The 25,930-nt window shown below is 60.7% G+C and carries 22 protein-coding genes; 6 read left to right on the top strand and 16 right to left on the bottom strand.

What is annotated here, in order from left to right; translation table 11 throughout:
* Positions 1-64: 64 nt before the first annotated feature.
* Together ilvD and QO231_RS03675 are read right to left on the bottom strand one after the other, a co-directional pair.
* On the bottom strand, positions 65-1,828 hold the full coding sequence (gene ilvD / locus QO231_RS03680; protein ID WP_316773465.1) for a dihydroxy-acid dehydratase: 1,764 nt from the start codon (positions 1,826-1,828) through the stop codon (positions 65-67).
* A 67-nt stretch (positions 1,829-1,895) separates the two neighbouring features.
* On the bottom strand, positions 1,896-3,134 hold the full coding sequence (locus QO231_RS03675; RefSeq protein WP_316773463.1) for an MFS transporter: 1,239 nt from the start codon (positions 3,132-3,134) through the stop codon (positions 1,896-1,898).
* A 147-nt stretch (positions 3,135-3,281) separates the two neighbouring features.
* Between QO231_RS03675 and zapE the strand changes: the two genes are divergently transcribed.
* The gene (gene zapE / locus QO231_RS03670; protein WP_316773461.1) at positions 3,282-4,340 is read left to right on the top strand and encodes a cell division protein ZapE; all 1,059 of its coding nucleotides are present in this window, start codon (positions 3,282-3,284) and stop codon (positions 4,338-4,340) included.
* A 140-nt stretch (positions 4,341-4,480) separates the two neighbouring features.
* Here the strand turns inward: zapE and QO231_RS03665 are convergent, their stop codons facing one another.
* From QO231_RS03665 to mbfA, 8 genes are all read right to left on the bottom strand, one after another.
* Positions 4,481-5,755: a bifunctional folylpolyglutamate synthase/dihydrofolate synthase gene (locus QO231_RS03665; RefSeq protein ID WP_316773459.1), complete on the bottom strand. Its 1,275-nt coding sequence runs from the start codon at positions 5,753-5,755 to the stop codon at positions 4,481-4,483.
* Entirely contained in the window at positions 5,752-6,705 is a 954-nt protein-coding gene (accD, locus tag QO231_RS03660) for an acetyl-CoA carboxylase, carboxyltransferase subunit beta (RefSeq protein WP_316773457.1), read from the bottom strand. Before accD ends, QO231_RS03665 begins: the two co-directional genes overlap by 4 nt.
* 109 nt (positions 6,706-6,814) lie before the next feature.
* Positions 6,815-7,732: an ornithine cyclodeaminase family protein gene (locus QO231_RS03655; RefSeq protein WP_316773455.1), complete on the bottom strand. Its 918-nt coding sequence runs from the start codon at positions 7,730-7,732 to the stop codon at positions 6,815-6,817.
* Entirely contained in the window at positions 7,729-8,349 is a 621-nt protein-coding gene (locus QO231_RS03650) for an HAD family hydrolase (protein WP_316773453.1), read from the bottom strand. The genes QO231_RS03655 and QO231_RS03650 overlap by 4 nt, the downstream gene beginning before the upstream one ends.
* Before the next feature lie 34 nt (positions 8,350-8,383).
* Positions 8,384-8,842, bottom strand: a complete 459-nt coding sequence (locus tag QO231_RS03645) for a YaiI/YqxD family protein (RefSeq protein ID WP_316773451.1) — start codon at positions 8,840-8,842, stop codon at positions 8,384-8,386.
* A 5-nt stretch (positions 8,843-8,847) separates the two neighbouring features.
* Positions 8,848-9,678, bottom strand: coding sequence for an S-formylglutathione hydrolase (fghA, locus tag QO231_RS03640; RefSeq protein ID WP_316773449.1), 831 nt, complete (start codon positions 9,676-9,678; stop codon positions 8,848-8,850).
* 101 nt (positions 9,679-9,779) lie between these two features.
* Positions 9,780-10,709, bottom strand: coding sequence for an AEC family transporter (locus QO231_RS03635; protein ID WP_316773448.1), 930 nt, complete (start codon positions 10,707-10,709; stop codon positions 9,780-9,782).
* 41 nt (positions 10,710-10,750) lie between these two features.
* Positions 10,751-11,725, bottom strand: a complete 975-nt coding sequence (mbfA, locus tag QO231_RS03630) for an iron exporter MbfA (RefSeq protein WP_316773447.1) — start codon at positions 11,723-11,725, stop codon at positions 10,751-10,753.
* 135 nt (positions 11,726-11,860) lie between these two features.
* On the opposite strand from mbfA, the gene QO231_RS03625 reads away from it, so the two are divergent.
* The 4 genes from QO231_RS03625 (at position 11,861) to QO231_RS03610 (ending at position 16,803) form a co-directional block, all read left to right on the top strand.
* Positions 11,861-12,478 carry a TetR/AcrR family transcriptional regulator gene (locus QO231_RS03625; RefSeq protein WP_316773443.1) on the top strand — a complete coding sequence of 206 codons (618 nt, stop codon included), beginning with the start codon at positions 11,861-11,863 and terminating at the stop codon, positions 12,476-12,478.
* Between the two features lie 269 nt (positions 12,479-12,747).
* Positions 12,748-13,716 carry a calcium-binding protein gene (locus QO231_RS03620; protein ID WP_316773441.1) on the top strand — a complete coding sequence of 323 codons (969 nt, stop codon included), beginning with the start codon at positions 12,748-12,750 and terminating at the stop codon, positions 13,714-13,716.
* A gap of 75 nt (positions 13,717-13,791) precedes the next feature.
* Positions 13,792-15,738 carry a TonB-dependent receptor domain-containing protein gene (locus tag QO231_RS03615; RefSeq protein WP_316773438.1) on the top strand — a complete coding sequence of 649 codons (1,947 nt, stop codon included), beginning with the start codon at positions 13,792-13,794 and terminating at the stop codon, positions 15,736-15,738.
* 27 nt (positions 15,739-15,765) lie between these two features.
* The gene (locus QO231_RS03610) at positions 15,766-16,803 is read left to right on the top strand and encodes a calcium-binding protein (protein WP_316773436.1); all 1,038 of its coding nucleotides are present in this window, start codon (positions 15,766-15,768) and stop codon (positions 16,801-16,803) included.
* 92 nt (positions 16,804-16,895) lie between these two features.
* Here the strand turns inward: QO231_RS03610 and QO231_RS03605 are convergent, their stop codons facing one another.
* Positions 16,896-17,261 (bottom strand): DUF3307 domain-containing protein, encoded by a 366-nt coding sequence (locus QO231_RS03605; protein WP_394356569.1) that lies wholly within the window; start codon positions 17,259-17,261, stop codon positions 16,896-16,898.
* A 285-nt stretch (positions 17,262-17,546) separates the two neighbouring features.
* On the opposite strand from QO231_RS03605, the gene QO231_RS03600 reads away from it, so the two are divergent.
* Positions 17,547-20,492: an ABC transporter transmembrane domain-containing protein gene (locus tag QO231_RS03600; RefSeq protein ID WP_316773432.1), complete on the top strand. Its 2,946-nt coding sequence runs from the start codon at positions 17,547-17,549 to the stop codon at positions 20,490-20,492.
* 138 nt (positions 20,493-20,630) lie between these two features.
* Here QO231_RS03600 and QO231_RS03595 read toward each other — a convergent pair whose 3' ends face one another.
* The 5 genes from QO231_RS03595 to pcaD all read right to left on the bottom strand — a co-directional run bounded on the left by QO231_RS03595 (position 20,631) and on the right by pcaD (position 25,929).
* Positions 20,631-21,863 carry a mandelate racemase/muconate lactonizing enzyme family protein gene (locus tag QO231_RS03595; RefSeq protein ID WP_316773430.1) on the bottom strand — a complete coding sequence of 411 codons (1,233 nt, stop codon included), beginning with the start codon at positions 21,861-21,863 and terminating at the stop codon, positions 20,631-20,633.
* Between the two features lie 56 nt (positions 21,864-21,919).
* A complete protein-coding gene (locus tag QO231_RS03590) occupies positions 21,920-23,005 on the bottom strand; it encodes a Zn-dependent alcohol dehydrogenase (RefSeq protein WP_316773428.1) in 1,086 nt (361 codons plus the stop codon).
* Positions 23,006-23,071: 66 nt separating this feature from the next.
* Positions 23,072-24,277, bottom strand: a complete 1,206-nt coding sequence (locus QO231_RS03585; protein WP_316773426.1) for a TCR/Tet family MFS transporter — start codon at positions 24,275-24,277, stop codon at positions 23,072-23,074.
* Positions 24,278-24,422: 145 nt separating this feature from the next.
* Positions 24,423-25,148 carry an alpha/beta fold hydrolase gene (locus QO231_RS03580; RefSeq protein ID WP_316773424.1) on the bottom strand — a complete coding sequence of 242 codons (726 nt, stop codon included), beginning with the start codon at positions 25,146-25,148 and terminating at the stop codon, positions 24,423-24,425.
* Positions 25,141-25,929, bottom strand: a complete 789-nt coding sequence (pcaD, locus tag QO231_RS03575; protein ID WP_316773423.1) for a 3-oxoadipate enol-lactonase — start codon at positions 25,927-25,929, stop codon at positions 25,141-25,143. The genes QO231_RS03580 and pcaD overlap by 8 nt, the downstream gene beginning before the upstream one ends.
* Between the last annotated feature and the right edge of the window lies 1 nt (position 25,930).

The following is a 25,930-nucleotide window of genomic DNA, read 5'->3' as shown; positions in this document are numbered from 1 at the left end:
CATAGGGGAACGCTCGCACCGTCGCAGGTGCGCCTGGGCCGGTGTTCCCGCCCGGGCAGGTTGATCAGAGGTCCATATAGATGTGCTTTTCGGCATCCCCACCGGGATGGGTCACAGCACCTTTGTAGGTCGCGCCAACCAGCTGGGCGTATTTCCACAGCGCGCCTGACGCATAGATCGTGTCGCGCGCGCCTTTCCAGTCGGCTTTGCGCGCCTCAAACTCTTCATCGGTCAGATCGACGCTGATTTCTCCGTTTGGCGCATCGATTGTGATGATGTCGCCGGTCTTGATCAACGCGATTGGGCCGCCCTGTGCCGCCTCTGGGCCGACATGACCCACGCAGAAGCCACGGGTTGCGCCCGAGAAACGTCCATCCGTGATCAGCGCCACCTTCTTGCCCATGCCCTGACCCGAGAGGGCGGCAGTGGTGGACAGCATTTCGCGCATGCCGGGGCCGCCTGCGGGGCCCTCGTTGCGGATGACGATGACTTCGCCTTCCTCATAGCCGCGCGCCTTGACCGCTTCAAACGCGTCTTCTTCGCACTCGAATACGCGGGCGGGACCGACAAAGCGCTGGTGGTTCGTCGGGATGCCCGCGACCTTGACGATCGCGCCTTCGGGAGCAAGATTGCCCTTCAGACCCACAACGCCGCCGGTCTTGGTCAGCGGGTTGTCGATGGGATAGATTACCTTGCCGTCCGCCTCGCGGTCGATCAGGTCAAGCTCTTCACCGATCGAACGCCCCGTTGCGGTCATGCAATCTTGGTGGATCAGCCCGGCCTTGCGCAGTTCTTTCATCACGACAGGGATGCCGCCTGCGTCGTAGAGGTCTTTGGCGACATAGGCGCCGCCCGGTTTCAGGTCGACGAAATAGGGGGTGTCACGGAAGATGTCACAGACATCCTGAAGAAAGAAATCGATCCCGGCTTCATGTGCGATGGCCGGCAGGTGCAGACCGGCATTGGTCGAACCGCCGGTGCAGGCAACAACGCGCGCGGCGTTTTCCAGCGATTGCCGGGTCACGACGTCACGCGCGCGGATGTTCCTTTCCAGCAGGTTCATCACCGCCTGACCGGACGCCTCGGCAAATTGATCGCGGCTTTCATAGGGCGCGGGCATGCCCGAACTGTTCATCAGCGCCAGACCAATCGCCTCAGAGACGCAGGCCATCGTGTTGGCCGTGAATTGTCCACCGCAGGCGCCCGCAGAGGGGCAGGCCACCCGCTCCAGCATATCAAGTGCCGCATCCGACATGGTGCCGTTCTGGTGGCGGCCAACCGCCTCGAACATATCCTGCACGGTCAGGTCTCGGGTGCGGAAGTCCTCGGGGATTTCATCGACCTGAGGGGCCTTGCCCGGCAGGATCGAGCCGCCATAAATGAACACGGACGGCGTGTTCAGCCGCACCATGGCCATCATCATGCCGGGCAGGGATTTGTCACAGCCAGCGAGTCCGACCAGCGCGTCATAGCAATGTCCGCGCATGGTAAGTTCCACGGTATCGGCAATGGCTTCGCGGCTGGCCAGCGAACTGCGCATGCCTTCGTGGCCCATGGCGATGCCGTCGGTCACGGTGATGGTGGTGAATTCACGCGGCGTGCCTGCGGCGGCCTTGACGCCCAATTTCACCGCCTGTGCCTGACGGCTGAGCGAGATGTTACAGGGAGCGGCCTCGTTCCAGCAGGTTGCGACGCCGACCAGCGGCTGATGAATTTCTTCATCGCTGATGCCCATCGCATACAGATAGGAGCGGTGCGGCGCGCGTTCCGGTCCTTCGGTCACGTGACGGCTGGGCAGATTGGTCTTGTCGAACTTACGCTTGAGCATGGCGGGTCTCCGAAAAACTTGCTGAGATCGGGAATAGCCGCGCGCCCGGTGAGGCACAAGGGAGAAGCTAGGCCGGGGCCAGCGTGATCGGGCGTTCGCGTATCGGCAAGTGGACGATCGCGCTGAAGGCACCGACGGCAATGCCGATCCACCAGACTATCGTGTAGTCGCCATAGATGTCGTACATGCGCCCGCCGAGCCAGACACCGAGAAAGCTGCCAAGCTGGTGACTGAAGAAGATGATGCCGTAAAGCGTCCCCATGTAGCGCAAGCCATAGATTTGTGCGACCAGCCCCGAGGTCAGTGGCACGGTTGCAAGCCAGAGCGCGCCCATGCCGACCGAAAACAGGATGACCGTCAGCGGCGTGATCGGGAGCAGGATGAAGAGTGCCGAAATCACTGTCCGGCCGGCATAGATCCCGGCCAACAGATATTTCTTGGAGTATCGGCTGCCGGCCCAACCCACAAAAAGCGTCCCCGCGATATTGGCGGCTCCGATCAGGGAAATGGCGATGGCGCCAAGTGCCGAGGTGCTGCTGATGCCCATCCCATGCAGCACGCCTCCGGGCTGGATCGGGCCACAGAGTTCGGTCACGAAGGCGGGGAAGTGGGCGGTGATAAAGCCTATCTGATAGCCGCAGCTGAAAAAACCCATGAAGATCATGAGAAAGGTCGGATCGCGCAACGCCTGTCCGAGCACCCGACCCATGCCCTGGTCGGTTTCCACGCCACCTGGTCGGGCCGGTGCGCGCATGAAGGGCAGCGTAAAGATCATCGCGAGGATGGCGGCGGCAAAGACCATGAAAATCTGTTGCCATGCCATGAAGCCAAGCATCCACTCGACGAGCGGCGGGCCGACGATCTGCCCACCGCTGCCCGCCGCGGTTACGATCGCGAGCGACATGGAGCGGTTTTCATCGCTCGCCGCGCGTGCCACGACCGCGAGGATCACGCCAAATCCGGTTCCCGCGATGCCAAACCCGACCAGCCACGAATAGGCCTGGTGTTCGAACGGCGTGACTGATTGCGCCGAAAGCAACAGGCCCAAGGCATAGAATAGGGCCCCGACGATGATCGACTTGCGATCGCCGATCTTTTCCGCCAACGCCCCGAAAATCGGCTGCCCGACCCCCCAGGCGAGGTTCTGGATCGCGATGGCCAGCGAAAATTCGGTCCTGAGCCAGCCGAACTCCTCGGCAATCGGAATCTGGAATACGCCGTAAGAGCCCCGGATCGCAAAACTGACCAGAATAACGGCACACCCGACGAGAAGCACGGAGGTAAACAAGGGCGATTTCTGACTCATACGATGCTCCTGCGGCGCAGACCGAAAACCTAACGGAAAATGTTGCAACTGCAATTCAGGATATTTTGGCTGTCATATCACAGTCGCTGATATGTCTCCCCCACCATCCCGCTTTTCAACCCCGCATCGGCGCGGTATGCGTGGCGCATGAGCCGTGTTTCCGACATCTACGCCGCGCGCATTGCGGATGGCAGCCTGCGGGCGGACCCGGTGCAGCAAGCCGTGATGCCCGAGTTCGAACGCATCGCGACCGCGCTCTCCAAACCGGTCAAACGCGGATTGTTTCGCAAGGCCGCAGAGCCGATCCAGGGGCTGTACCTTTGGGGCGGAGTCGGGCGCGGTAAATCGATGCTGATGGACCTGTTCGTTGTGTCGCTGGACGATGTTCCCGCGCGCCGGGTGCATTTTCATGCATTCATGCAGGAAATTCACACGGCGATGCACAAGGCGCGCAAGGCCGGCGCGCGCGACGCATTGGAACCTGCTGCTGCAGAAGTGATCAAATCGGTTCGGGTGCTGGCCTTTGACGAAATGCAGATCACCGACATCACCGATGCGATGATTGTCGGGAGGCTGTTCGAAAAGCTGTTCGACGCCGGGATCGTGATCGTGACCACGTCCAACCGCGTGCCCGATGATCTTTACAAGGACGGGCTGAACAGACAGCTCTTCCTGCCCTTCATCGATCTGATCAAGGCACGGCTGGTCGTGCATGAGCTGGCCAGCCCGACGGACTATCGGCAAGACCGGCTGGAAGGCACCCAGGTGTATTTCACCCCGATCGGCCCCGAAGCGCGGGCTGATATCCAATCGGTCTGGGAAGACCTGGCGGGGGGGGCCGCCGACCCGTTGACCCTGGTCGTGAACAAGCGAGAGGTCTTGATCCCGGCTTTCCGAAACGGTGTCGCCCGTGCAAGCTTTTACGATATGTGCGGCGCGGCGCTCGGTCCTGCGGACTACCTTGCCCTGGCCGAGGCCACCCGGGTTCTGATCCTAGAGGACATCCCACGTCTTTCTCGGCAGAACTTCAACGAAGCGAAACGCTTCGTGACCCTGATCGATGCGCTATACGAAGCGCGTGTGCGGCTGATCGCCTCAGCAGCGGACCAACCCGAAATGCTCTATGTGGAAGGCGAGGGCACATTTGAATTTGAACGTACCGCCAGCCGCTTGCGCGAAATGCAGGCGGCGGATTGGGGAACTTGACCGATCGTACATTGGGGGCGCTGCCCCCGCCGCCCTGCGGGCGTCTCCCCCGGAGTATTTTGACAAAGATGAAATGATGAAACCAGTGCTTCATCTTTGTCCAAATACTCAAGATACCCGGGTCGCCAAGCGCGGATTGGTCAGCTGTTTTCACGCAGAACGGCGCCGGCAAGGTACAGTGATCCGCAAATCAGGACGCGGGCGCGGGGTGTATGGGTCGTGATCGCTCGCACCGCGTCACGCACTGTGCTCGCCGTAGTTGCCGTCAACCCGACGGAGCTTGCTGCTTTTGCTGTCTGATCGGCGCTGAGCGTGTTGGCCTCGCCAGGAATTGATACAGCAGTCAGCGATTCCGCGTGATCTGCCAGGGGCCGCATGTATCCGGTGACATCCTTGGTGTTCAACATTCCGCAAATGAGATGTGTTGGCCGTTTCGGCAGGCGGTCAAGCACATCCGCAAGCGCCTGACCCGCAGCGGCATTATGTCCACCGTCAAGGAACAATTCGGTGTCGGGAGCCGCGTCAAAGAGCGGTCCGGAGGTCAACCGCTGCATCCTTGCGGGCCATTCGGCGTGTGTGACCGCCGCTTCGCAGGCACCTTCGCCCGGATCCAGATGGCGCAATGTGGCAAGAGCGGTGCCTGCGTTCACGATCTGGTGCGCACCCATCAGGTTAGGCAGTGGCAGATCGCGCAGCCCGGTTTCATCCTGATACACCAGCCGCCCGCGTTCTTCGGTGATGTGCCAGTGCTGGCCATGGACCAGGAGCGGCGCGCCAAGCCGGGCGGCGACGTCTTCGATGACGGACATCGCCGCGTCCGCTTGCGGTGCAACGACGCAGGGGACACCGCGCTTGATGATGCCGGCCTTTTCCAATGAGATTTCTTCCAGCGTATCGCCAAGGTATTGCTGGTGGTCGATGGAAATCGGGGTGATCACCGTCACCTTGGGCGCGGCAGCGACATTGGTGGCATCCAATCGCCCGCCGAGACCGACCTCGAGCAAGGTGTAATCCGCCGCTGCGCGGGAAAACGCGAGCAGGGCTGCGCAGGTCGTGATTTCGAAATAGGTGATCTCGGCATCGCCGTTGGCAGCATAGCATTCGTCGAGAACGGCGATCAGGTCGGGTTCACTGATCAGGTCGCCTGATACGCGGATACGCTCGTGAAACCGTGCCAGATGCGGGCTGGTATAGGCGTGCGCCGTGCGCCCGGCCCCTTCGAGCCCGGCCCGTATCATGGCAAGTGTCGAGCCTTTGCCGTTGGTGCCCGCAATATGGATCACCGGCGGCAACTCACGCTCCGGATGATCCAACGCGGCGAGCAGGCGCCACATTCGATCCAGCGTCAGGTCAATGATCTTGGGGTGCAGGGCCATCATCCGTTCAAGGATGATATCGGATGAGGCTGCGGTCATTTCTTGTCTGGTTTTGCGGCAGGAGCCTTGGGTTCTGCCTTGTCGGGTTCCGCTTTCGGACTGGTCGGTTCGGGCGCTGGAAGTTCGCCGCGAACGGCGGGTGGCAGGCCGAGCAGCATGCGCGTGAGCGTAATCAGTTCGTCGCGCATATGGGTGCGTGCAATGACTCGGTCCAGCATGCCGTGATCCAGCAGGTACTCGGCGCGCTGGAAGCCGTCGGGCAGGCGTTCGCCCAGCGTTTGTTCGATCACGCGCGGGCCGGCAAAGCAGATCAGCGCATTGGGTTCCGCGATCTGGATATCGCCCAGCATGGCATAGGATGCGGTGACGCCACCCGTCGTAGGATGTGCCAGCACCACGATATAGGGCAGGCCGGCTTCTTTGAGCATCTGCACAGCCACCGTTGTTCGGGGCATCTGCATGAGGCTGAGAATACCTTCCTGCATCCGGGCGCCGCCAGCGGACGAAAACAGAATCAAGGGCCGTTCGAGTTTCACGGCCTCCTGCGCGGCAGCGATGATCGCATTGCCCACGTACATGCCCATGGACCCGCCCATGAAGCCGAAGTCCTGTGCCACGGCCACGATCGGAGTCCGGCCGATTTCGCCTGTCGCGGCCAGCATTGCCTCGGCTTCGCCGGTGTCCCGCTGCGCAGCCTTCAGCCGGTCGGGGTATTTCTTCTGGTCGCGGAAATGCAGCGGGTCGGCAATCGGAGTGGGGACCGCGATTTCGGCAAAGACGCCGCCATCGAAAAGGGCCTTGAAGCGTTCGCGCGGGCTGATCACCATGTGGTGGCCGCAACTGGTGCAGACGTTCAGATGTTCACGCAACTCGCGGTGAAACAGCATGGTCCCGCATTCATCGCATTTCTGCCAGAGGTTCTCGGGCGTTTCGCGGCGCGAAAAGATCGAGTTGATCCTGGGTCGGACGTAGTTGGTAATCCAGTTCATTGCGATGCCTCTGTTGGCCGGTCTGGCGCCCAGATAAGCGCCCTTTCAGTGAAATGCAATTGGTACCCGACCATTACGCTCCGCGATCACATCGGCAAATGGGGGGTGTTCACTGACTCGCTTGCCAGCGATCGAGGATATGGCGGCTTGTCATCAGGTCCAGATGCGCACCACCGCCGTTCTTGAACAGTGTGATTTCATCATCAGACTGACGCACAAAGGCGGCCAGATCGTAATAGTCGGCGATCAGGTCGTTTCGCGTGATCACGCCCTCGTCCAGAGGTATCTGGATTTCGCCGATGTGGCCGATGGTGGTGTCAAAACTATCCACGAACAGCCGCGCGCGCCTGAATGCGGCGTCGTCGGCTTCGCGCATGTCGGGACGGTAGGCCCCGATCAGGTTGAGGTGCTGACCCGGTTGCAGCCAGTCTCCATTGATGATCGGCGACGAGGACATGGTTGCGGTGATGATGATGTCAGAGGCGCGGACCGCCTGTTCCAGATCATCGGCGACGGTGACGCCGGGATGTTGTTCCGCCAGCGCATCGGCCTTGGCACGGGTGCGGTTCCAGAGCGTGATTTCTGCGTCCGGAAACCCGGCGGCAAAGGCGTCGCAAAGCCCACCGCCGACTGTGCCGGTGCCTACGATCAGAATGGATTTGCTGTCGACACGCGCAAGCCGTTTTGCCGCGAGCAGGCTGTCGCCCACGGTTTTCCATTTGGTCACGAGGTGAAAGTCGATCAAGGCCGAGATGGTTCCATCGCGGTCAGAATACAGACAGACTGCGCCATTGACCATCGGTGTGCCGCGCTCGGGGTTTTGCGGAAAGATCGTCGCAGTCTTGACCGCCAGCCCCATGCCGTCGATCCAGGCGGAACGAGACAGCAGCGTGTCAGGATCGCGATAGAGGAACGTATCTCCGATTTCGGCCTTGGGCAGATCGTGACCCCGCGCAAGCGCCTCGGTCAGGCCGAGCCAGTCAAGCTGTGCCTCGCCCTCGGCAAAGGAGATGAATGGAATGGTCATGCGGCCTCCGTTGTTGTGAGCAACCCGGCCCCGACCAGCCGGTCGGCCCAGCCTTGCGGGCCCTCAAACAGATGGGTCTGCCAGCCGCGGCTATTTGCGATGTCGATATTGTCAACGATGTCATCGGTAAAAAGCAGCGCGGTCGGGGCGACGCCACTGTCGGTTTCGACGATGTCATAGATTTTCGGATCGGGTTTGATCACCTGCAGGTGGCCCGAGATATAGTGCCGGTCAAATTCGTGCAGAAACGGATAATGCGAGGCGGCGTAGTCAAAGCTCTGAATGCCGAAGTTGGACAGGGCAAAGACCGGCACACCCTTGCTGCGCAAGGCGCGCAGCAGGCGGATGGAATGCGGGATCTCCGGCTGTGCCAGTTCGATCCAGCGATCGTGCCACATGCGGATTTCATTGCGCCAGTCCGGGAATTCCTCGGCGGTGGCATAGATGGTCTCGGTGAAATGCGCGCCGCGATCGACGCACTCGTTCATGGCGTACAGATCGACGGACTGAAACATGGCGCGACGGCGGGCCGGGCCGATCACGCGATCATAAAACCGCTTCGGTTGCCATTCGATCAGCACATTGCCGATGTCGAAAACCACGGCTTCTGGTTGCATTGCGGGCCTCCCTGTATCGAAGAGCGTCTTGCGGTCAGCTGCGACGAGAGGCCGCTCTGATCTCCCGCTCCAGAGCGTCCAGAAAACGGGAGCGGTCGGCCTTTGTAAAGCCCTTGCCGCCGCCGCCCGCGCCAAGCGGGTTGGCAGCGCGCAGATCGGCCATCAGGTCGCGCATTGCCAGTTGCTGTCCGATATTGGCCTCGGTGAATGCCTCGCCGTTGTGGCGGAGCACGCGAGCGCCGGTTGCCACGCATTTGGCGGCCAGCGGGATATCACCGGTCACGACCACATCGCCGACCCCGCACCGCTCGGCGATCCACATGTCGGCGGCATCCGGGCCTTCTGCCACGATCACCGTTTCCACCAGCGGGTTGACCGAGGGGCGCAACCCGCCGTTCGAGACAACGAGCAATCGCAGGCCGTGGCGGGTGGCGACGCGCTCTGCCTCGGCCTTGACCGGGCAGGCATCGGCATCGATGTAGACTGCACCCAACGGACTCAGGACCAGAGCGCCTGGGCGTGAAAGGCGACGTGGTCCTCGATAAAGGACGACACGAAAAAGTAGCTGTGATCATAGCCGGGTTGAAGTCGCAGGGTCGCGGGCTGCCGACGCGTGGCGATCGCCTCGGCGAGCGTTTCGGGGCGCAGCAGTTCGATGAACTGGTCGCTGCTTCCGGTGTCGATCAGAACGGGACCGTCAAAGCCGGTCTTGCGCATCATGATGCTGGCATCATGCCGTTCCCACAGGCTTTCATCCTCGCCCAGATAGGCCGCCAGTTGCTTGCGGCCCCAGTCGGCACCCGTCGGGTTGCAGATGGGCGAAAAGGCCGACACCGAGCGAAAACGCCCCGGCAGGTTCATCGCCAGCGTCAACGCGCCATGCCCGCCCATGGAATGCCCGGTGATCGCCTGACGGTCGCCGTCGATGGCAAACTTCTCGGTGAGCAAGGCAGGGAGTTCATCGGCGATGTAATCCCACATCCGGAAATGCGGTACCCACGGTTTTTGCGTGGCGTTGACGTAGAAACCGGCGCCCTGGCCAAGATCATAGTCCTCGTGATCGGCGACCCCTTCGCCGCGTGGCGAAGTGTCGGGAAAGACCAGCGCAATGCTATGGTCTGCGGCCCAGGCCTGTGCACCCGCCTTGGTCATCGCGTTTTCGTGGGTGCAGGTCAGCCCCGAGAGATACCAGAGCAGCGGCACCGGGCCGTCCTTGGCCTCTTCGGGCAGGAACAGACCGAATGTCATGTCGCAGCTGCAAGCGGTTGATTTGTGACTGTAAACACCTTGCGTGCCGCCAAAGCAGGCGTTTTCCGATACGGTTTGCATAGTGGCTCCCTTTACACTTGTCGATCATCAGCTAGCGGGCGCACCGCGCGCCGTCCAGTGCCCGAGCCCGAACGCGTGATAAATTGTCAGGAGTTCTCCGACTAGCCGCCGGACATCCACGACATGATGACGGGCAGGGTCAGAATGCTGATCGCGGTAGAAAACAGAATGGCGGCAGAGACGCGGTGCGGGGCGATGCCATAGTGTTGCGCGAGCATGTAGACATTTCCGGCAACCGGCATGGCCGCCGCAGATACCACGATGATTGCAGAGTAGGTATCAAGCGGGAACAGGATCAGCACGCCGATGCCGACAAAGATCGGATGCAGGATCAGCTTGCAGAATGTCAGCCACAGGGCGACCTCGACCCGCTCGGCGGATTTGCTCGCCAGCGAGGCACCGATCGCGAACAAGGCGCCCGGCGTAGCAGCTCCGCCGAGGATCGACAGAAAGTCATTCATCGGTTCGGGAATGGGCAGCGCCAGACCCGACCATGTCAGCCCCAGAACAATTGAAACGATCATCGGGTTGCGCACGAGACCAAGGGCAATCGTCCGCAGGATGGACAACGAAAGCCGACCATCGCGCCCGCCATTGATCAGGATCACGATCAGGCTGGAAAATACGATCAGATCGGTTGCCAGGATCAGCATCATCGGGCCGATGGAGGCTTCGCCAAACAGCATCACGAACATCGGCAAACCGAGGAACCCGACATTGCCGATCACAGCGCATTGCGCCTCGATCGCGGCGGTCGGGACGTCCAGTTTCCGGGCAAAACCGACGATCGTGGCGATGCAGTAGACCACGACTGTGCCGCAGAGATAACCCAGCACGAGGCGGCCATTGAAGATCTCGGCAAGCTGCAGGTTTGCCGCGAAACGAAAGATCATCGCGGACAGAGCGAAATAGAACACGAACTTGGTCAGGTAGGCGGTGGCTTCTTCGCTGAAAAAACGAATGCGGCCAGCCCAGTAGCCCAGGCCGATGATCGCAAAGAAGGGCAGGGTTCTCAGAAAGATCTCGACCATATCTCAGGCGTAGCGCCAAGCCCGCCGGGCTGCAAGGCCCACTAGCCCGAGCCGATCAGAATGCCTGCTGCGAGCACCAGGGCCCCGCCCAGAACGACCTGAAATGCTGCGCGAAAGAACGGCGTCTGCATGTATTTGTTCTGGATCCATGCAATCGCCCAGAGCTCGATAAAGACGATGACGAACGCGATGATCGTTGCCGTCCAGAAGTCGGCGATCAGGTAGGGAAGGGCATGGCCCAGCCCGCCGATCGTGGTCATGACACCCGAAGCCAATCCGCGTTTCATGGGAGAGCCGCGCCCCGAGATTTCGCCGTCATCCGAGGCGGCCTCGGTAAAGCCCATTGAAATGCCGGCCCCTACCGACGCGGCAACGCCGACCAAAAAGGTGGTCCACGTATCCTGCGTGGCGAACGCCGTGGCAAAGATCGGTGCGAGGGTCGAAACGGAGCCGTCCATCAAACCTGCCAACCCCGGTTGCACCCAGGTCAGCACGAATTGGCGGTGCGCGGTCGCGTCTTCGCGCTGGCGGGTATCCCCGTCTAGATTCTCGTCTGCCAATTCCGATGCTGTGGCCTGGTGTCCGGCCTCTGCCGCGGCAAGGTCGCCGAGCAGCTTGCGGGTATCGGCGTCCGTCGCCCGCGCTGCAGCGGCCAGATAGAAACGCTCGGCATCGCGTTCCATCAATTCGGCCTCTTCGCGAATGCGATCAAGCCCGAGATTTTCCATCAGCCAGATCGGGCGTCGCGCATAATATCCGGCGACATGTTCCCGGCGGATCAGCGGAATGGTATCGCCAAAGCGGTGCCTGTGCAGGTCGATCAGACGGGCGCGATGCTGGTCTTCTTCCACGGCCATGCCTTCGAACATCCGTGCGCTTGCCGGGTAATCCGCGCGCAGGGTTTCCGCATATCCGCGATAGATGCGGGCGTCGTCCTCTTCGGAGGATATGGCAAGTGCAAGGACCTCTTGTTCGGAGAGATCGCGAAAGCGTTTGCGCTGGCTGAAGAATCGCATTTGTGGTCCGTGTTTTAGAATTGTTCTAAACATAGACATGCCGTCGGGAATGACAACCGTATCGGTGATGATGGTTGTCGAAACTGAACCGTTCGGTTTAAGTTGAGTGAGCGGATTGCTTTGAACGGAGACTTCATGAATCAGCCAGGCACCATCGTACGGACCGGCCGCAAGTTCGATCAGGTGATCAAAGGTGCGCGTGCCGTATTCATGGCTGACGGCTTTGAGGGGGCGAGCGTCGACGATATCGCGCGGGCGGCAGGTGTGTCCAAGGCAACGCTCTACAGCTATTTCCCGGACAAGCGACTGTTGTTCATGGAAGTGGCGACAACCGAGTGCAGACACATGGCAGACAGGGCGCTGGAGTTGATCGAGGAAACCGCGCCGCCGCGCGAGGTCCTGACGATCGCCGCCGAACAACTGGTTCCGTTTCTGCTGTCCCCCTTCGCGCAACAGTGTTTTCGCATCTGCGTGGCCGAGCGTGAGCGGTTCCCGGAACTGGGACGGGCGTTCTATGCGAATGGCCCCGAAATGGGCCGTCAACGGTTGAGCGCTTATTTTCTCGAGGCCATGGCGCGCGGAGAACTGAATATCAGCGACGTGGATATGGCAGCGGAACAGTTTTCCGAGCTGTGCCGCGCCAAGCTGTGGGTGCGCGCGGTGTTTGGCATTCAGTCCGAGTTTACCCAGCAGGAAATCGACGATGTGGTCCGGAACGCGGTGGAAACGTTCCTGGCGCGATACGAGGCATAAAGATCGGCGCCTTGTTGCGGTGAGGGTCACAACCAGCACCACCGCACCCAACGAAATCGCTCCCTCAATCGCCAATTGCTCAAGGTCATGGGCGCAGGCACGCCCGCAGATTTGCCGAAACCCCACACAATACATCCATTGTGAGAGGCAGTAATTCATTTGTTGACAAAATTAGTAAGATTAAGATAGGAGCGACCCGAGTTGTGCGAGCGAGCGGTCCGCCAGTCAGCATGAATCTGTGAATTCAACTGATTGACCGGAGAGGACCATTGCCCCCTATTCTCAACTTTGATGCCTCCACCCTGAGCGGTGGCTTTGACATGCAAACCTATCTTGCCGATTTCTTTGAGACCCTGACCGGGGACTCGATGGATTTCTACGGCGGTTCGCCGGACCCGGTGTTTGGCACGACTTACTACCTGAATGGGTCAGAGGTGCTCGGGCGTTACTCGGATGACACCGACGCCAGCGGTGCCCTGTCGGCCTCTGCCGTGATCCTTGAAGGTTCCGGCCTAGCTTATGACTATTTGCATCACGGGGCGTCCTTGGGCCACGGCATAACCGGTGAACTCGATGCGCTGGTGTCCGGCGTTTGGGTCGAAGGCGTCACCAATGGCGAACAAGGAACCGGGGACGCTGGCCGCATCACTGATTTCGAGGCGGGTCTCGTCGTGAGCGGGTTCGATCTTGATGTTGAGCCGGGTGCTGGAACGGACGTCGCTGCGAACCCCGTCTATGCCATCTACAAGGCGGTACAGGATGCAGATGCGGATGCAATCCATGACATCTGGTCAGGGTATGCGGTCAACGTGACGGGTGGTTCCGGCGACGACACCCTGATCGGTGGACACAGTGACGATGTCATTTCCGGTGGGTCTGGCACGGATTTCCTGAGCGGTGGTGCCGGCAACGATACATTGATGGGCGGCGCGCAACGGGATCTGCTGCGCGGTGGCGCAGGCGACGACGTTCTGCAAGGTGGCGCGGGTGCCGACCGGTTGTTCGGCGGTGCCGGGGCGGATGTTTTCGAGATCGTTGCCAACAATACGCGCGATATCGTCACGGATCTCGACGTTGCTGAGGACATGATCGATGTGACGGCACTTGGCCTGACGACCCTCGGCGACTTTACAGTGGTCGAGACAGGCAACTGGACCGAACTTTCGGCAGGCGACGCGACGATCCGCCTTTTCGGTGTCGAGCTGGCCGACCTGTCTGACGACATCTTCTTGTTCTAAGCGACACGGAGCAATGGCGGGCCTTCCACTGAGCGGTGGTGCAAGGCCGGTCCTGCAATAGCAATGTGGTTCCCCATGCCCAAAATCCCAAATCTGTTCTGGCTATGCGCCCTGCTCGCCGGTCCTGTCACCGCGCAGGAAACCCAGCCCTACGTTTTGGACACGATCGACGTTGTCGACGACGTGCCCGAAGCCCTGGCATGGGACGAGACCAGCATTGCCGGAGATCAGCTTGAGACCCGGTTTCAGGGAAGCACCCTTCAAACCATCCTGCGCAGCGCGCCCGGAGTCACGGTCCGTGGCGGTGCTGCCGGTGGGGCGGAAACCGCTGTCAATATCCGCGGACTGCAGGACTATGGCCGGGTTGCAGTCACCGTCGACGGTATGCGCCAGAACTTTGCCCGCTCTGGTCATGGTGCCAACGGCAGTTTCGCGGTGGACACCGAAATGCTGCGCGAGATTTCTGTTTCTCGCGGGCCGGGAGCCAAGGTAGGCGCGGTCGGCGGAGCACTGGAGATGCGAACGGTCGAGGCGGCTGACGTTTTGCCGGTTGAGGGCGGAGCCGTGGGCGGCGAATTCCGTTTGCGCTATGGTACGCTGTCCGAAAAGCCGACGCTGCATGGTGCCGTTGCCGCGCAACTCAGTGATGCCGTTGATCTGACCGTCGCCGCCACGCGTGCCGAGGTTGGCGACTATACATCGCCCGATGGAACGAATGTCTACGCTTGGCAGGAAACCCGGAGCCGTCTTGCGACAGTGGGGTTCACCAACGAAAATGGTGGGCAACTGACCTTCAGCGCCAGCCGTCTGGACATGGATTACTATACCGGTCGTACCTCCGGGCTTCCGCGCGACAATAATCTGCGCACCGACAGCTATTCCTTCGGCTACCGGGCGGATGACGTGCTTGGCGGCTGGGCGGTCAATGCCAAACTCTATGATGTTTCTACCCAGGTGTCCCAGCGGCTGCTGACCGAAGAGCTTGTCCAGACGGGAGTGGACCGCTCCTATCACACGGGTACCACGGGCATCCTGATCGAGGGAGCGCGCCTGTTCGCGATCGGTACGACGGATCACGACGTCGGGGTCGCTTTCGAAGGGTTTCGCGACACGGTCACCACCGATGATCCGGCAAACGCAAGCCTGACGCCATCGGGCAATCGCGAACTCTGGTCACTGTCCATTGAAGACCGCATCGCGCTTGGTGGTGCAATCGTTACGCTGGGGCTGAGTGCCGACCGCTACAAGCTGGGCAGTTCCGACGCCACAGTGACCGGCCAAGCCCTGTCGCCCCGGATCGCGCTGGAAATTCCGGTGGGTTCCGCCGTGACACTTTATGGCGGAATGGCGCTGGCGTCGCGCTTTCCATCATTGAACGAAACGCTTGTCAACGGTCTGCATCCCGAACCCGCAGATTTCGCGATCCGGCCAAACCCCGATCTCCTGCCAGAGCGCATGCGGTCGTTTGAAATCGGCATCGGCTATGCACGGCAGGACCTCTTCACATCGGGCGATTTCCTGGAGCTTCACGCGACCGGGTTTCACAACAAGATCGAGGATTACATCGGGCTTGTCCGCGTCGGCGGGTTGTTCAACGGCTACTATCAGTACGACAACATCGACAACGTGCGCATTCGCGGTCTCGAGCTTGAGGCGTCCTATCAGACGGGCGTCTTCTTTGGCGATCTCGCAGGACAGGTACTGGACGGGATCGACCTTGCCACTGGTGATGAGCTGACCAGCGTGCCTCCGGACCGGCTTGTGCTGACCGCAGGATATCGCAGCCTTGACGGGCGCCGCGAACTTGGCGCACGGCTCACATCCGTCGGAACCAAGGAGGGCGGAACCCTTCCCTCGCCCGCCTGGCAGACCGTTGACCTGTTCTATCAGCAGGCGCTTTCCGATCGCACCACGCTTGGTGTGACTCTCAACAACATTCTCAACAAAAACTACACCCCTCACCTCGAAACCCAGCCGTCGCCAGGGTTCAACGCACAGGCGTCACTGATCGTTCGGTTCTGAACGCAGGCGCCGCAGAAAGGATACTCCATGACACTTTCCATCCAACTCACTGCAAATGCGATCACTGGCGCCGGTGTGAACTTCAACGCCGATCTTGTCGGGCATTTCGCCGGGTTTGCACCTTACCAGACACCGGTTTTCCTGCCCGAAACCGGCGAAACGACCCAGATCCTGCATCTTGATACGCCGACGCCCGGCAGCGAAGCGGACACGCGGATTGTCCTGCTCGAAGGCAGTGATTTTGCCTATACGTTCTCCAATCATACTGTCAGCGGCACCATCGATACCATCCGCTTCGGCACCTTGGACGAAGCGTGGAATCCGGCGACACAAGACCTCGCGCTGCAGAATGGATTGGTGACGGACATGGGGGACATGATCACCATATCGGGCATGAACATCGTCAATCCCGTTGGCGTGGCGGGCGAGGTGCATGAAATCGTGGCGGGCATGATGGGGGGCGGCCCGAGCGGCAACGCCGCTGACCCCACGCCAATCTATGGTCATATCTGGGCCGAGGGGCATGATGTCACCGGGTCGAGCGGGAGAGATCGCTACAAGGGAACCGATTTTGCCGATTCAGTTCACGGTGCTGCGGGCAAGGACGTGCTGAAGGGCAAAGGTGGCGCTGACACGATACTCGGAGAAGGCGGCGCCGACCGGCTGTTTGGGGGCGCAGGCATCGATACGCTGGACGGCGGCAAGGGCGCAGACCGGCTTGTCGGCGGCACCGGAAAGGACACGCAGACCGGTGGCAGGGGTGCAGATACATTTGTCTTCGCAAAACTTGCGCATATGAAGAACGACAGGATCACCGATTTCCGTTCGGGACAGGGCGACCAGATCGAGTTGAAGGGAATTGATGCGCGCGAGGATATCGCGGGCAATCAGGATTTCTCGCTGATCGGTCAAGCCGGGTTCTCAGGACAATCGGGCGAGCTCCGGGTGTGGAACAATGGGCAATCGACATTTGTCGTTGGCGATACGGATGGCGACGGAGATCGCGATTTTCGGATCGAGGTGTACGGGGTGCACGATCTGACAGTTGATGATTTCATCCTCTGAGCGGGCACAGGTCCGGGTGCTTCGGACCGGCGGTGGCTGATGCGCCGCACCGGGCCGGGCGAAAGGCAGAGTTTGATCGCCTTGACAACTGGTCAGGTTGCGACGAAGTAAATCCACGCCCAGACCATGGCGATATACGTCAATTGATGTAGCGCCTGATCGATTCCTGCGGCACGCCAAAAGCCTGCGTCATTCGGGCCGCATCCGCTGGCCTCGCCATGACGGGCTTTGCCCCAGTCGATATGAAAATGCACAACCCATTCGGCAGCGCAGATCGCGACAATAAACCCGATCGGTGCGCCGATCAGAAAAAACGCAATCGCAGAGCCGGCGGCATGAATGGCCGCATGCTGCGCGCGCCCCACATGCACATAGACTGCACGATCCGCCAGCATTCGCGGGGTCTGCATGAAGTAGTCGGCAAACATGTGCTTTATCTGCAGCAAGCAGAAAAGCACCAAAATCGTACTTGTTACTTCGGACAAATCAGCCTCCTGTCCGTGCGCTCCAACGTTAGCTTAGGACTTTCGCGGAGCCGCTGCAATCATGCAGCGATTGAAACACAATGGCTAAATGATTTGCGCCGCGGGGGGTGTGGTTGCTAGGCTTTGACGACTACATTGGGTTGGCGCGGGCGTTCGTATCGGTCGCGTGTACGGAAACACATTTGGAATGCACTTATAGAACCTACAATATTTGGTTTCATCTGGAAGTATTCGAAACGCGATCAGCTGATATTGCTGATGGTGACCAGCCTGTTGTTTCCCCTGCTCTATCTGACGCTGGAGTTGCCCAAGCGGATCATCAACGATGCCATTGGTGCGCAGGGCTCTGTCATCGACGTGTTCGGCATGCAGATCCCGCAGGTCACGTTCCTATGGCTGCTGTGCGGCGCATTCTTGCTGGCGGTCCTCTGCCATGGCCTGTTGAAGATGCGTATCAACACGATGAAGGGCATATTGTCGGAACGGATGCTGCGCCGGTTCCGCTTTCAGCTGATCTCGCGCATCCTGCGGTTTCCACAGCCCTATTTCGAACGCGTCAGCCAGGGAGAGCTGGTGTCGATGGTGACCGCCGAGTCCGAGCCGATGGGCGGACTGATGGGCGATGCAATCAGCCAGCCCGTCCTGCAGGCCGGACAGATGTTGACGATTCTTGGCTTTCTCTTTCTGCAGAGCTTCTGGTTCGGTCTCGCGGCGGTGGCGCTGATCCCGTTGCAGGCCTGGCTCATTCCGAAACTGCAGCGTGAAATCAACCTGCTGAACAAGTCCCGGATCAAGGAGGTGCGGGTTCTTGCGAGCATGATCGGTGAGAGTGCCGCCGGGGCATCTACCCTGCGCAGCAACGGAGGCTGGCGTTATCGGATGGCCGGGATCACCGGGCAACTGGGGCGGCTGTTCGACATCCGCTTCCTGATCTACCAGAAAAAATTCTTCATGAAGTTTCTCAACAACTTCATCACCCAGCTTACACCGTTCTTCTTTTTTTCGGTGGGCGGTTATCTGGTTTTGCAGGGATCGGTGTCGCTGGGTGCCCTGGTCGCGGCGTTGGCGGCCTACAAGGATCTGTCGAGCCCTTGGAAAGAGCTGCTGGCCTACTACAATCAGACACAGGATATGGCGGTGCGGTGGGACGTGATCCTCGAGCGGTTCGCGCCGGACGGCATGGTGAGCGAAACGCTGTTCGTTGATCCCCCCGAGAAGATCCCGCATCTGACGGGAGATGTCGAGCTGGATCATGTGACGGTCCATGATGCGGACGGCAACACCGTCCTGGAAGACATCTCCGCTAGTTTTCCTGCCGGATCGGTGGTGGGGATCACTGCGCCAAGTGCCGAAGATCGCAGGGTCATGGCCGAGTTGATTGTTCGCGAGTTCATTCCGTCATCCGGAAAGATCACCATCGGAGATCAGGATCTTGCGACTTTGCATCAGACCGTGATCGCGACGCGGATTGGCTATGCGAGTTCACGACCGGTTCTGTTCCAGGGCACCTTCGGGGAAAACGTCATGATGCCGGTCATGGCGGAACCACGCGGGCCGGCCACGGACGAGGCGCAGCTGAGCGAAGCGGTCCGGGCAGGCAACAGCCCCGATCCGTTCGGCGTGGATTGGATGACCCCGTCGATCGCAGAACTGGAAGACGTGCAGGGGCTGCGCGACTGGTGGTTGAAGCTCATCGGTGGAATCGGGTCGGAATCAGACCTGTTTCGGCGCGGTGTCGAGCAGCGATTTGAGGCCAGCAATCACCCGGAGTTGACCGCGCGCCTGATTGAGCTGCGGCCAAAGGTGCAGGCGGCAGTGCGTGAGGCGGGGCTGGCCAAGTACGTGTTCCTGTTTGATCCGACACTCTACAACCCCGGCTTGCCGGTGGGAGAGAACCTGCTGTATGCGACGCCGCGGGTTCAGATCACGCAGGAATTGCTGGCAAAGAAGACCGACTTCATGGCGCAGCTCAAGGCATTGCGGCTTGACCGGGATTTGCTGACACTCAGCCGGGATGTCATCGACCTGCTACGCCGGACATTTGGGCTTGATGGCACCGACCATCCCCTGTTTCGGAAACTTGGGCTGAATGCCCAGACGTATGAAACGGCTGTGGAACTGGTCGAGCGGACGCGCAAAGGGGGGACCGACAAGCTGACGGCGGAGGAACTCTCGATCCTGTTGACCGTACCGTTCCAGATCACGGCGGAACAGCTTGGCCCGGCCTTTCCGGAAGAGATAAAGGCGCGGATCCTGGAACTTCGCCAAAGTCACTCGCAGGATATGCAAAAGGCACTCGATGATCTTTTCGCGCCTTTGGACAAGGATCAGTTCGTGCCCGGCCGGACGGTGATCGAGAACGCGCTGTTCGGCAAGATTTCAGAGACGGCGGGCGGCAAGGCGGACGAAGTGCACGATCTGATCACCAAGGTTCTGGCCGAAAACGGCGCGGAACAGTTGGTGGTCGAGTTGATCTACGATCTGCAAATCGGTCTGGGCGGCACGAACCTGCCCGCGCTGTTTGCGGAACCTTTGGCGTTCAGCCGCGCCGCGATCAAGCGGCCTGACATCCTGATCCTGAACAAGGCGCTCGCCAGTTACGACATTGCGATACAGGTCGGCGTGCACAGGAAGCTGCGTGATCTCTTGCCGGAGTCCACCCTGATTTACCTGAGTGACAGTTTCGAGCGAGAGGATGTCTTTGACCATCATTTCGAGCTTAGGCAGGGCCGCATGGTGAGCGACGATATGGAGCGCGAGGGCGAGGGCGACAGTGTCGGTGGGGCCGATCTTGCCCGCAAGCTGCGGGCGCTGGAAGAAACAGACATGTTTTCGGGGCTTAACCGCAAGCAGCTGAGGCTTCTGGCCTTTGGCGCGCGATGGTTCACAGCGACCAAGGGAGAGATCGTCTTCAACAAGGGCGATCCGCCAAAAGACGGGGCCTATATGCTGATCGAAGGGACCGCGGATCTCTTTCAGCCGCACGCGAATGAAGAGGACGAGTTGATTGCAACCGTCGGTCCGGGTGCGCTGGTCGGAGAGCTTGGCCTGATCCGCAGCGAACCACGCGCGTTGAGCATGGTCGCGACATCAGACCTCAAATGTCTGCGGGTCGGTGCCGAGGAGTTCCTCGCGGTTGTCGAAAATGATGCGGCGACGGCTTTCAAACTGCTGCAGGTTGTCGCCGGCTATGTAAACAGGTGATCTGGTAAATCAAACCTCGTCGCGAAACAAGGCACAGAGCAGGCCGATCACCTGTTTGGTGTCATCATTCGACAACGAACAACAGATCGTCCTGCCGTCGCGCAGCCGCGCCAGCATCCGGCATATTGCGGTCCGGAGTCATCCTTCTGCCGCCGGTGCACCGCCTTGAAATGCATTGCCATGGACATAGTCACAGGGGTCTTCCTGCATCTGCAGATGCAGGCCGTCGCCCGTGTAGGGATGCGCGCGGGCCAGGTCCTCGTCGACATCTATCCCCAGACCCGGTGCCGTCGGTGGCGTGACAAAGCCATCCTGAACCGCGATCGTCCCTTTGATCAGGGCGGTATGAAACGGTGTTTCAATGGTTTCGGCCATCAGGAGATTCGGGATCGACGCCGCAAGCTGGATGTTCGCGGCCCATTCGATGGGACCGGCATAGAGGTGTGGCGCCATCTGGGCATTGTAACATTCTGCCATCGCCGCAACCTTTTTCATCTCCCAAATTCCGCCCGCACGCCCAAGAGCCGGTTGCAGAATCGACGCGGCCCCTGATTGCAGCACGGCACCGAACTCTGCCTTGGTGGTCAGACGTTCACCAGTGGCAACCGGAATACGAACGGCGGCGGCGACGCGGGCCATTTCCGTCACGTTGTCAGGCGGAACCGGTTCTTCGAACCAGAGCGGCGCGTAGGGCTCCAGCGCCTGTCCCAGCCGGATTGCGCCTGCGGTGGTGAACTGCCCATGGGTGCCGAAGAGCAGGTCGGCCTTGTCGCCGACAGCCTCACGGATGGCACGGCAGAAGGCGACCGATTGGGAAATGTCACTCATCGCGGGCATGTGGCCGCCACGCAGAGTATAGGGGCCGGCGGGGTCGAATTTGACCGCAGTATATCCCTGCCGCACCATTGCAGCCGCGGCTTCGGCGGCCTGATCCGGCGAGGTCCAGAAGTCGTTCAGGTCATGCTGTGGCAGGGGGTAGAGATAGGTATAGGCGCGGATGCGGTCATTCATCCGCCCCCCGATCAGGGCATGAACCGGACGATCGCGATCCTTGCCCAGAATGTCCCAGCAGGCGATTTCAAGACCGGAAAACGCGCCCATCACCGTCAGGTCCGGTCGTTGTGTAAAGCCGGATGAATAGGCGCGGCGGAACATCAGTTCGATGTTCTCGGGATTTTCGTCGCGCATGTGCCGGTCGAAAACGTCAGTGATCACTGCGCGCATCGCGGTGGGACTGACAGACGAGGCATAGCATTCGCCCCATCCGCTGATCCCGGTGTCGGTGGTCACCTTCACCAATATCCAGTACCGCCCGCCCCAGCCCGGCGCGGGCGGCGCGGTCACGATGATATCAAGGTCACGCAGTTTCATGTGCGGCTCCGTACATTTGGCGTCATCCGTTCGTTTCCGCGAGGTGCGAGACCGGCTCAGAACAGGATCACGTTGCGCTTGGCGCTGCCGGTCTTGGTATCGGCAATCGCCTCGTTGATCTGATCGAGTGTCCAACGGCCCGAGATTAGTTCGTCCAGCTTCAAGCGTCCTTGCTGGTAGAGATCCACCATCCACGGAATATCGCGCTGAATGACCGTATCCCCCATCTTGGATCCGATCAGACCCTGCCCCTGATAGGACATGCCCATCGGGCTGTACCCGGACTGCGCGTCGGCATGGGGCATGCCGATCATGATCGCCTTGCCGCCCCAGCCCAGGTATCTCGGAGCGTCGTCATAGGCGCGCGCAGCACCGACCGTCACCATCACCGCATCCGCACCGCGTCCGCCAAAGGCCTTGTGGGCCTTGCGCCAGGGTGTCGGGTCACTCGCCAGTACGCCATGGGTCGCACCGAATTCCCTGGCGATTTCGAGCTTTTCCTCGGTCATGTCCACGGCCACGATACGTCGTGCCCCGGCAATCCGCGCGCCCTGGATCGCGTTGAGCCCGACACCGCCGGCCCCGATCACGACAACATCCTGTCCGGCCCGCAGGTTCGCCGCGTTGACTGCGGCGCCCACGCCGGTGATCACCCCGCAGGACAGCAGACAGGCGGCTTCGCGCGACATGTCAGCGGGAATTTTTACCATCTGGCTGCGGTGCACCACGACCTTTTCAGCGAAGGCGCCACAGGCCATGGCCTGCAACAAGGGTGCGCCATCGGCAGTCCTGATCGGCCCTTTCACCCCATCAGTCGGGTTCTCGCAGATCGTTGGCCGGCCTCCTGCGCAGTTCGGACAGGTGCCACAGGCGCGGATCAGCGTGACAACCACGGTATCGCCGGTCTGGAACTCTGACACGTCGTCGCCGAGCGCTGTGATGACGCCAGCCGCCTCGTGCCCATAGACCGCAGGCAGATGCCCGCCCCACGCGCCTTCGGCATAGGATATGTCGGAATGGCAGATCGCGACGGCATCAAGCGTGACCTCGACCTCTGCAACACCCGGATCGGCGAGCCGAATATCTTCGATGACGAGGGGCGCGCCGAATTCACGGCACACTGCGGCCTTGATTGTCTGCATGAACTGTCTCTCCGTTTGCTGAATTTACCGTGGACCGGGCAAATCAGCATCGCAAGCAGGAATCCCTTACGACGCCTCCGAGGCCTCCCGGCTGCGCAGAAAGATCACCAGCGCAAGGACCATCAGGACGAGCGAAACGAGGAAAGGTGCCCCGGCAAAGTGAACTGCCGCCCCTTCGCGGGTGAACGCGGCAAAGACCGAGGTCATCATCAGGGGCGATACGATCATCGACAGTGCCGCAACGCTGGTCAGCACGCCCTGCAACTCACCCTGTGCATCATCCGGCACCGCCTGGGACATGATACCCTGAAGCGCGGGGGTAATCACCGCGCCAAGCGCCGCGATCGGGGTCAGGATGAGCGCAAAGGTGCTGTGCGTGACGGCCGCAATCAGGCCGAAGGCAAACATATCAAAGACCAGCCCGTAGATGACCGTGCGCCATTCTCCGAGCCATCGCAGGACATGACGGATCAGCCAGCCCTGGACGATGGCCATCGTGATCCCGAACAGCGCCAGCGAAATTCCGATTGTCTGCGGGGTCCAGCCAAACCGGGCCTGTGTGAAAAACGACCAGACGGCGGGATAGACGTAAAAGGCCACCGAATAGAGAAAATAGACGACCAGCAACCGACCGATGCCGGGAAGGCGCGAAACGCTGACAAAGGCGCCAAGCGGGTTGGCACGGCTCCACCGGAACGGACGGCGGTTCGCTTCGGCCAGGCTCTCGCGCAGGATCAGCCAGCCAAATACCGCATTCAGAGCGGCGAGAACGGCGGCGGCATAGAAGGGCGCGCGGGTGCCGTATTCGCCAAGCAGGCCACCGGCAAGCGGGCCAAGGACAAAGCCGACCCCGAACCCGGCCCCGATCAGGCCAAAATTCGCGGCCTTTTCCCCCGGTTTGGAAATGTCGGCCATATAGGCGCTTGCGGTGCCGTGGGTGGCTGCGGTGATGCCCCCGATGATCCGGCCGATAACCAACAGCCACATGGTGCTGGCCACGGCCATCAGGATGTAGTCGAGCACCATGACGACCAGCGATAACAGCAGCACCGGCCTGCGGCCATAGCGATCTGACAGGTTGCCCAATAACGGGCTGAACAGGAACTGCATCACGGCAAAAACCGTCGAGAGCACGCCGCCCCACAGCGCGGCAGAGGCGAGTGAGCCGCCCTGCACCTCAAGAATGAGGGCGGGCATCACCGGCATGATCAGCCCGATGCCAATGGCATCGAGCATGACAGTAATGACGATGAACAAGATGGGCAGGCGCAACGGCTAGGTTCCTGAGTAGCGGTTCAAACCGGCCTAAGTCCTGCGTGGGCAAATGTCACGTCGCGAAGGCAATCAATGCCGCGCGTCAGAGGTGTGATCGCAACGGTCATCAGCTCTGACCGGCGACAGGCAACGATCTGGACATTCACAAATCTTTGCAAATCCGGCCCAACAGGGCGGCAAGCGCAGCGGGATCCGAGAAAAACGGAGAATGCGACGTGGGCAGTTCGTGCACGCGGTTCCGCGGCCAATCACGGGTCATTTCGGCCTGGTATTCCGGCGGGATCGTCTGGTCGTCGGTGCAGCGGATATAGGCTTTAGGAACGCGTTCGAAACGATCGGTGACCGTCAGTGGTGTCGCCTGCGGCACGATCGCCTGCGGACCGAGATGCTCCAGCGCAAAGGCAACGGTTTCGGGCGTGCAATCGTTGTAGAACAGTGCGGGGGCCTGTTCGGGATCAATGGTGATCGTCAGGCCATCTGGTGCCCGCACGACTGCGGGCAGGATCGGCTGTCGCGGCGCGCGCTTGCGCATATCGACCATCGACAGCCCGGAGACCGGCACATAGGCGCAGAGAAAGACCAGACCGCGCATGGCATCCGCATCAGTCTCGGCAGCAGCAGCAATCGGGTAGCCGCCCCATGAGTGTCCGACAATGACGGTGTCCGGTTGGCTGGCGGCAAGAACTGCATCGCGGCACGCGTCGAGCGTTTGCCCCTTGGCGGGCGTTGTGTCCTGACCGTGACCGGGCAGGTCGATGGCCTTGGCGGAATGGCCAAGTGCTGCCAGTTCCGGGATCAGGTCGCGCCAGCACCACGCACCATGGCAAGAGCCATGGACCAGAAGAAAATCGGCCCCGTGCTCAGACATGGCCAGTATCGACAAGAAACTTCGACAGTACCCGCGCGTATTCTTGCGGGCTTTCGACACAGGGCAGATGCCCCGAACCTCTCATCAGGTGGAATTGCGAGCCGGGGATCAATTCGACTGTTTCGCGGACCAGATCAGGAGGCGTCGCACCATCCTGATCACCTGCGATCCCGAGTGTCGGCAGGCGCAACCCACTGGTCGGTGTATAGAAATCGGTGCCTGCAATGGCCGCCGAACATCCGGCATAGCCGTTGACAGGCTGGCGGACCAGCATGTTCCGCCAGAGGGCAAGCTCCGGTGTGGCGCGAAACGCCTTGCTGAACCACCGTTCCATGACCGAATCGGCGAGCGACTCGATTCCACCTGCCTTGACCGCGTTGATCCGGTCGGTCCACATGTCCACGGTGCCGATCTTGGCAGCGGTGTTGGACAGCACCATGGCCCGTACGAGATCAAGACGCTTTACCGCCAGTCCCTGGGCAATCATGCCGCCGATCGACAGGCCGACAAACGCGCAATCCCGTATTTTCAGAAGATCGAGAAGCTGTTCGGCATCTCGGACCAACGCGCCCATCGAATAGGACGCATCCGGGCAGGACGACAGGCCATGCCCCCGTTTGTCATACCGAATGAGTTTCAGGCCCTTGGGCAACAGTGGCAGGATCGGGTCCCAAAGCCGCAGATCGGTGCCCAGAGAATTCGAAAATACCACGGGTGCCCCATCGGGGTCGCCGTCGATACGATAGTGAAGCTGAACATCGTCCAGATCGGCAATCTGCATG

Source organism: Sedimentitalea todarodis (assembly GCF_032595355.1).
In the GTDB taxonomy this organism is placed as follows: Bacteria; Pseudomonadota; Alphaproteobacteria; order Rhodobacterales; family Rhodobacteraceae; genus Sedimentitalea; species Sedimentitalea todarodis.
Note: the sequence above shows the minus strand (reverse complement) of the source record. Positions and strands in the feature narration are given on the sequence as shown.

Bases quoted from the DNA above. Each gene is read 5' to 3' on its own strand.
- QO231_RS03675 (WP_316773463.1), bottom strand. From the start codon at position 3,134: ATGAGTCAGAAATCGCCCTTGTTTACCTCCGTGCTTCTCGTCGGGTGT.
- QO231_RS03650 (WP_316773453.1), bottom strand. From the start codon at position 8,349: ATGCAACCAGAAGCCGTGGTTTTCGACATCGGCAATGTGCTGATCGAA.
- QO231_RS03635 (WP_316773448.1), bottom strand. From the start codon at position 10,709: ATGGTCGAGATCTTTCTGAGAACCCTGCCCTTCTTTGCGATCATCGGC.
- QO231_RS03625 (WP_316773443.1), top strand. From the start codon at position 11,861: ATGAATCAGCCAGGCACCATCGTACGGACCGGCCGCAAGTTCGATCAG.
- QO231_RS03590 (WP_316773428.1), bottom strand. From the start codon at position 23,005: ATGCAGACAATCAAGGCCGCAGTGTGCCGTGAATTCGGCGCGCCCCTC.
- QO231_RS03580 (WP_316773424.1), bottom strand. From the start codon at position 25,148: ATGTCTGAGCACGGGGCCGATTTTCTTCTGGTCCATGGCTCTTGCCAT.
- ilvD (WP_316773465.1), bottom strand. From the start codon at position 1,828: ATGCTCAAGCGTAAGTTCGACAAGACCAATCTGCCCAGCCGTCACGTG.
- zapE (WP_316773461.1), top strand. From the start codon at position 3,282: ATGAGCCGTGTTTCCGACATCTACGCCGCGCGCATTGCGGATGGCAGC.
- QO231_RS03595 (WP_316773430.1), bottom strand. From the start codon at position 21,863: ATGAAACTGCGTGACCTTGATATCATCGTGACCGCGCCGCCCGCGCCG.
- QO231_RS03600 (WP_316773432.1), top strand. From the start codon at position 17,547: ATGGTGACCAGCCTGTTGTTTCCCCTGCTCTATCTGACGCTGGAGTTG.
- QO231_RS03665 (WP_316773459.1), bottom strand. From the start codon at position 5,755: ATGACCGCAGCCTCATCCGATATCATCCTTGAACGGATGATGGCCCTG.
- mbfA (WP_316773447.1), bottom strand. From the start codon at position 11,725: ATGCGATTCTTCAGCCAGCGCAAACGCTTTCGCGATCTCTCCGAACAA.
- fghA (WP_316773449.1), bottom strand. From the start codon at position 9,678: ATGCAAACCGTATCGGAAAACGCCTGCTTTGGCGGCACGCAAGGTGTT.
- QO231_RS03615 (WP_316773438.1), top strand. From the start codon at position 13,792: ATGCCCAAAATCCCAAATCTGTTCTGGCTATGCGCCCTGCTCGCCGGT.
- pcaD (WP_316773423.1), bottom strand. From the start codon at position 25,929: ATGCAGATTGCCGATCTGGACGATGTTCAGCTTCACTATCGTATCGAC.
- QO231_RS03610 (WP_316773436.1), top strand. From the start codon at position 15,766: ATGACACTTTCCATCCAACTCACTGCAAATGCGATCACTGGCGCCGGT.
- QO231_RS03655 (WP_316773455.1), bottom strand. From the start codon at position 7,732: ATGACCATTCCATTCATCTCCTTTGCCGAGGGCGAGGCACAGCTTGAC.
- accD (WP_316773457.1), bottom strand. From the start codon at position 6,705: ATGAACTGGATTACCAACTACGTCCGACCCAGGATCAACTCGATCTTT.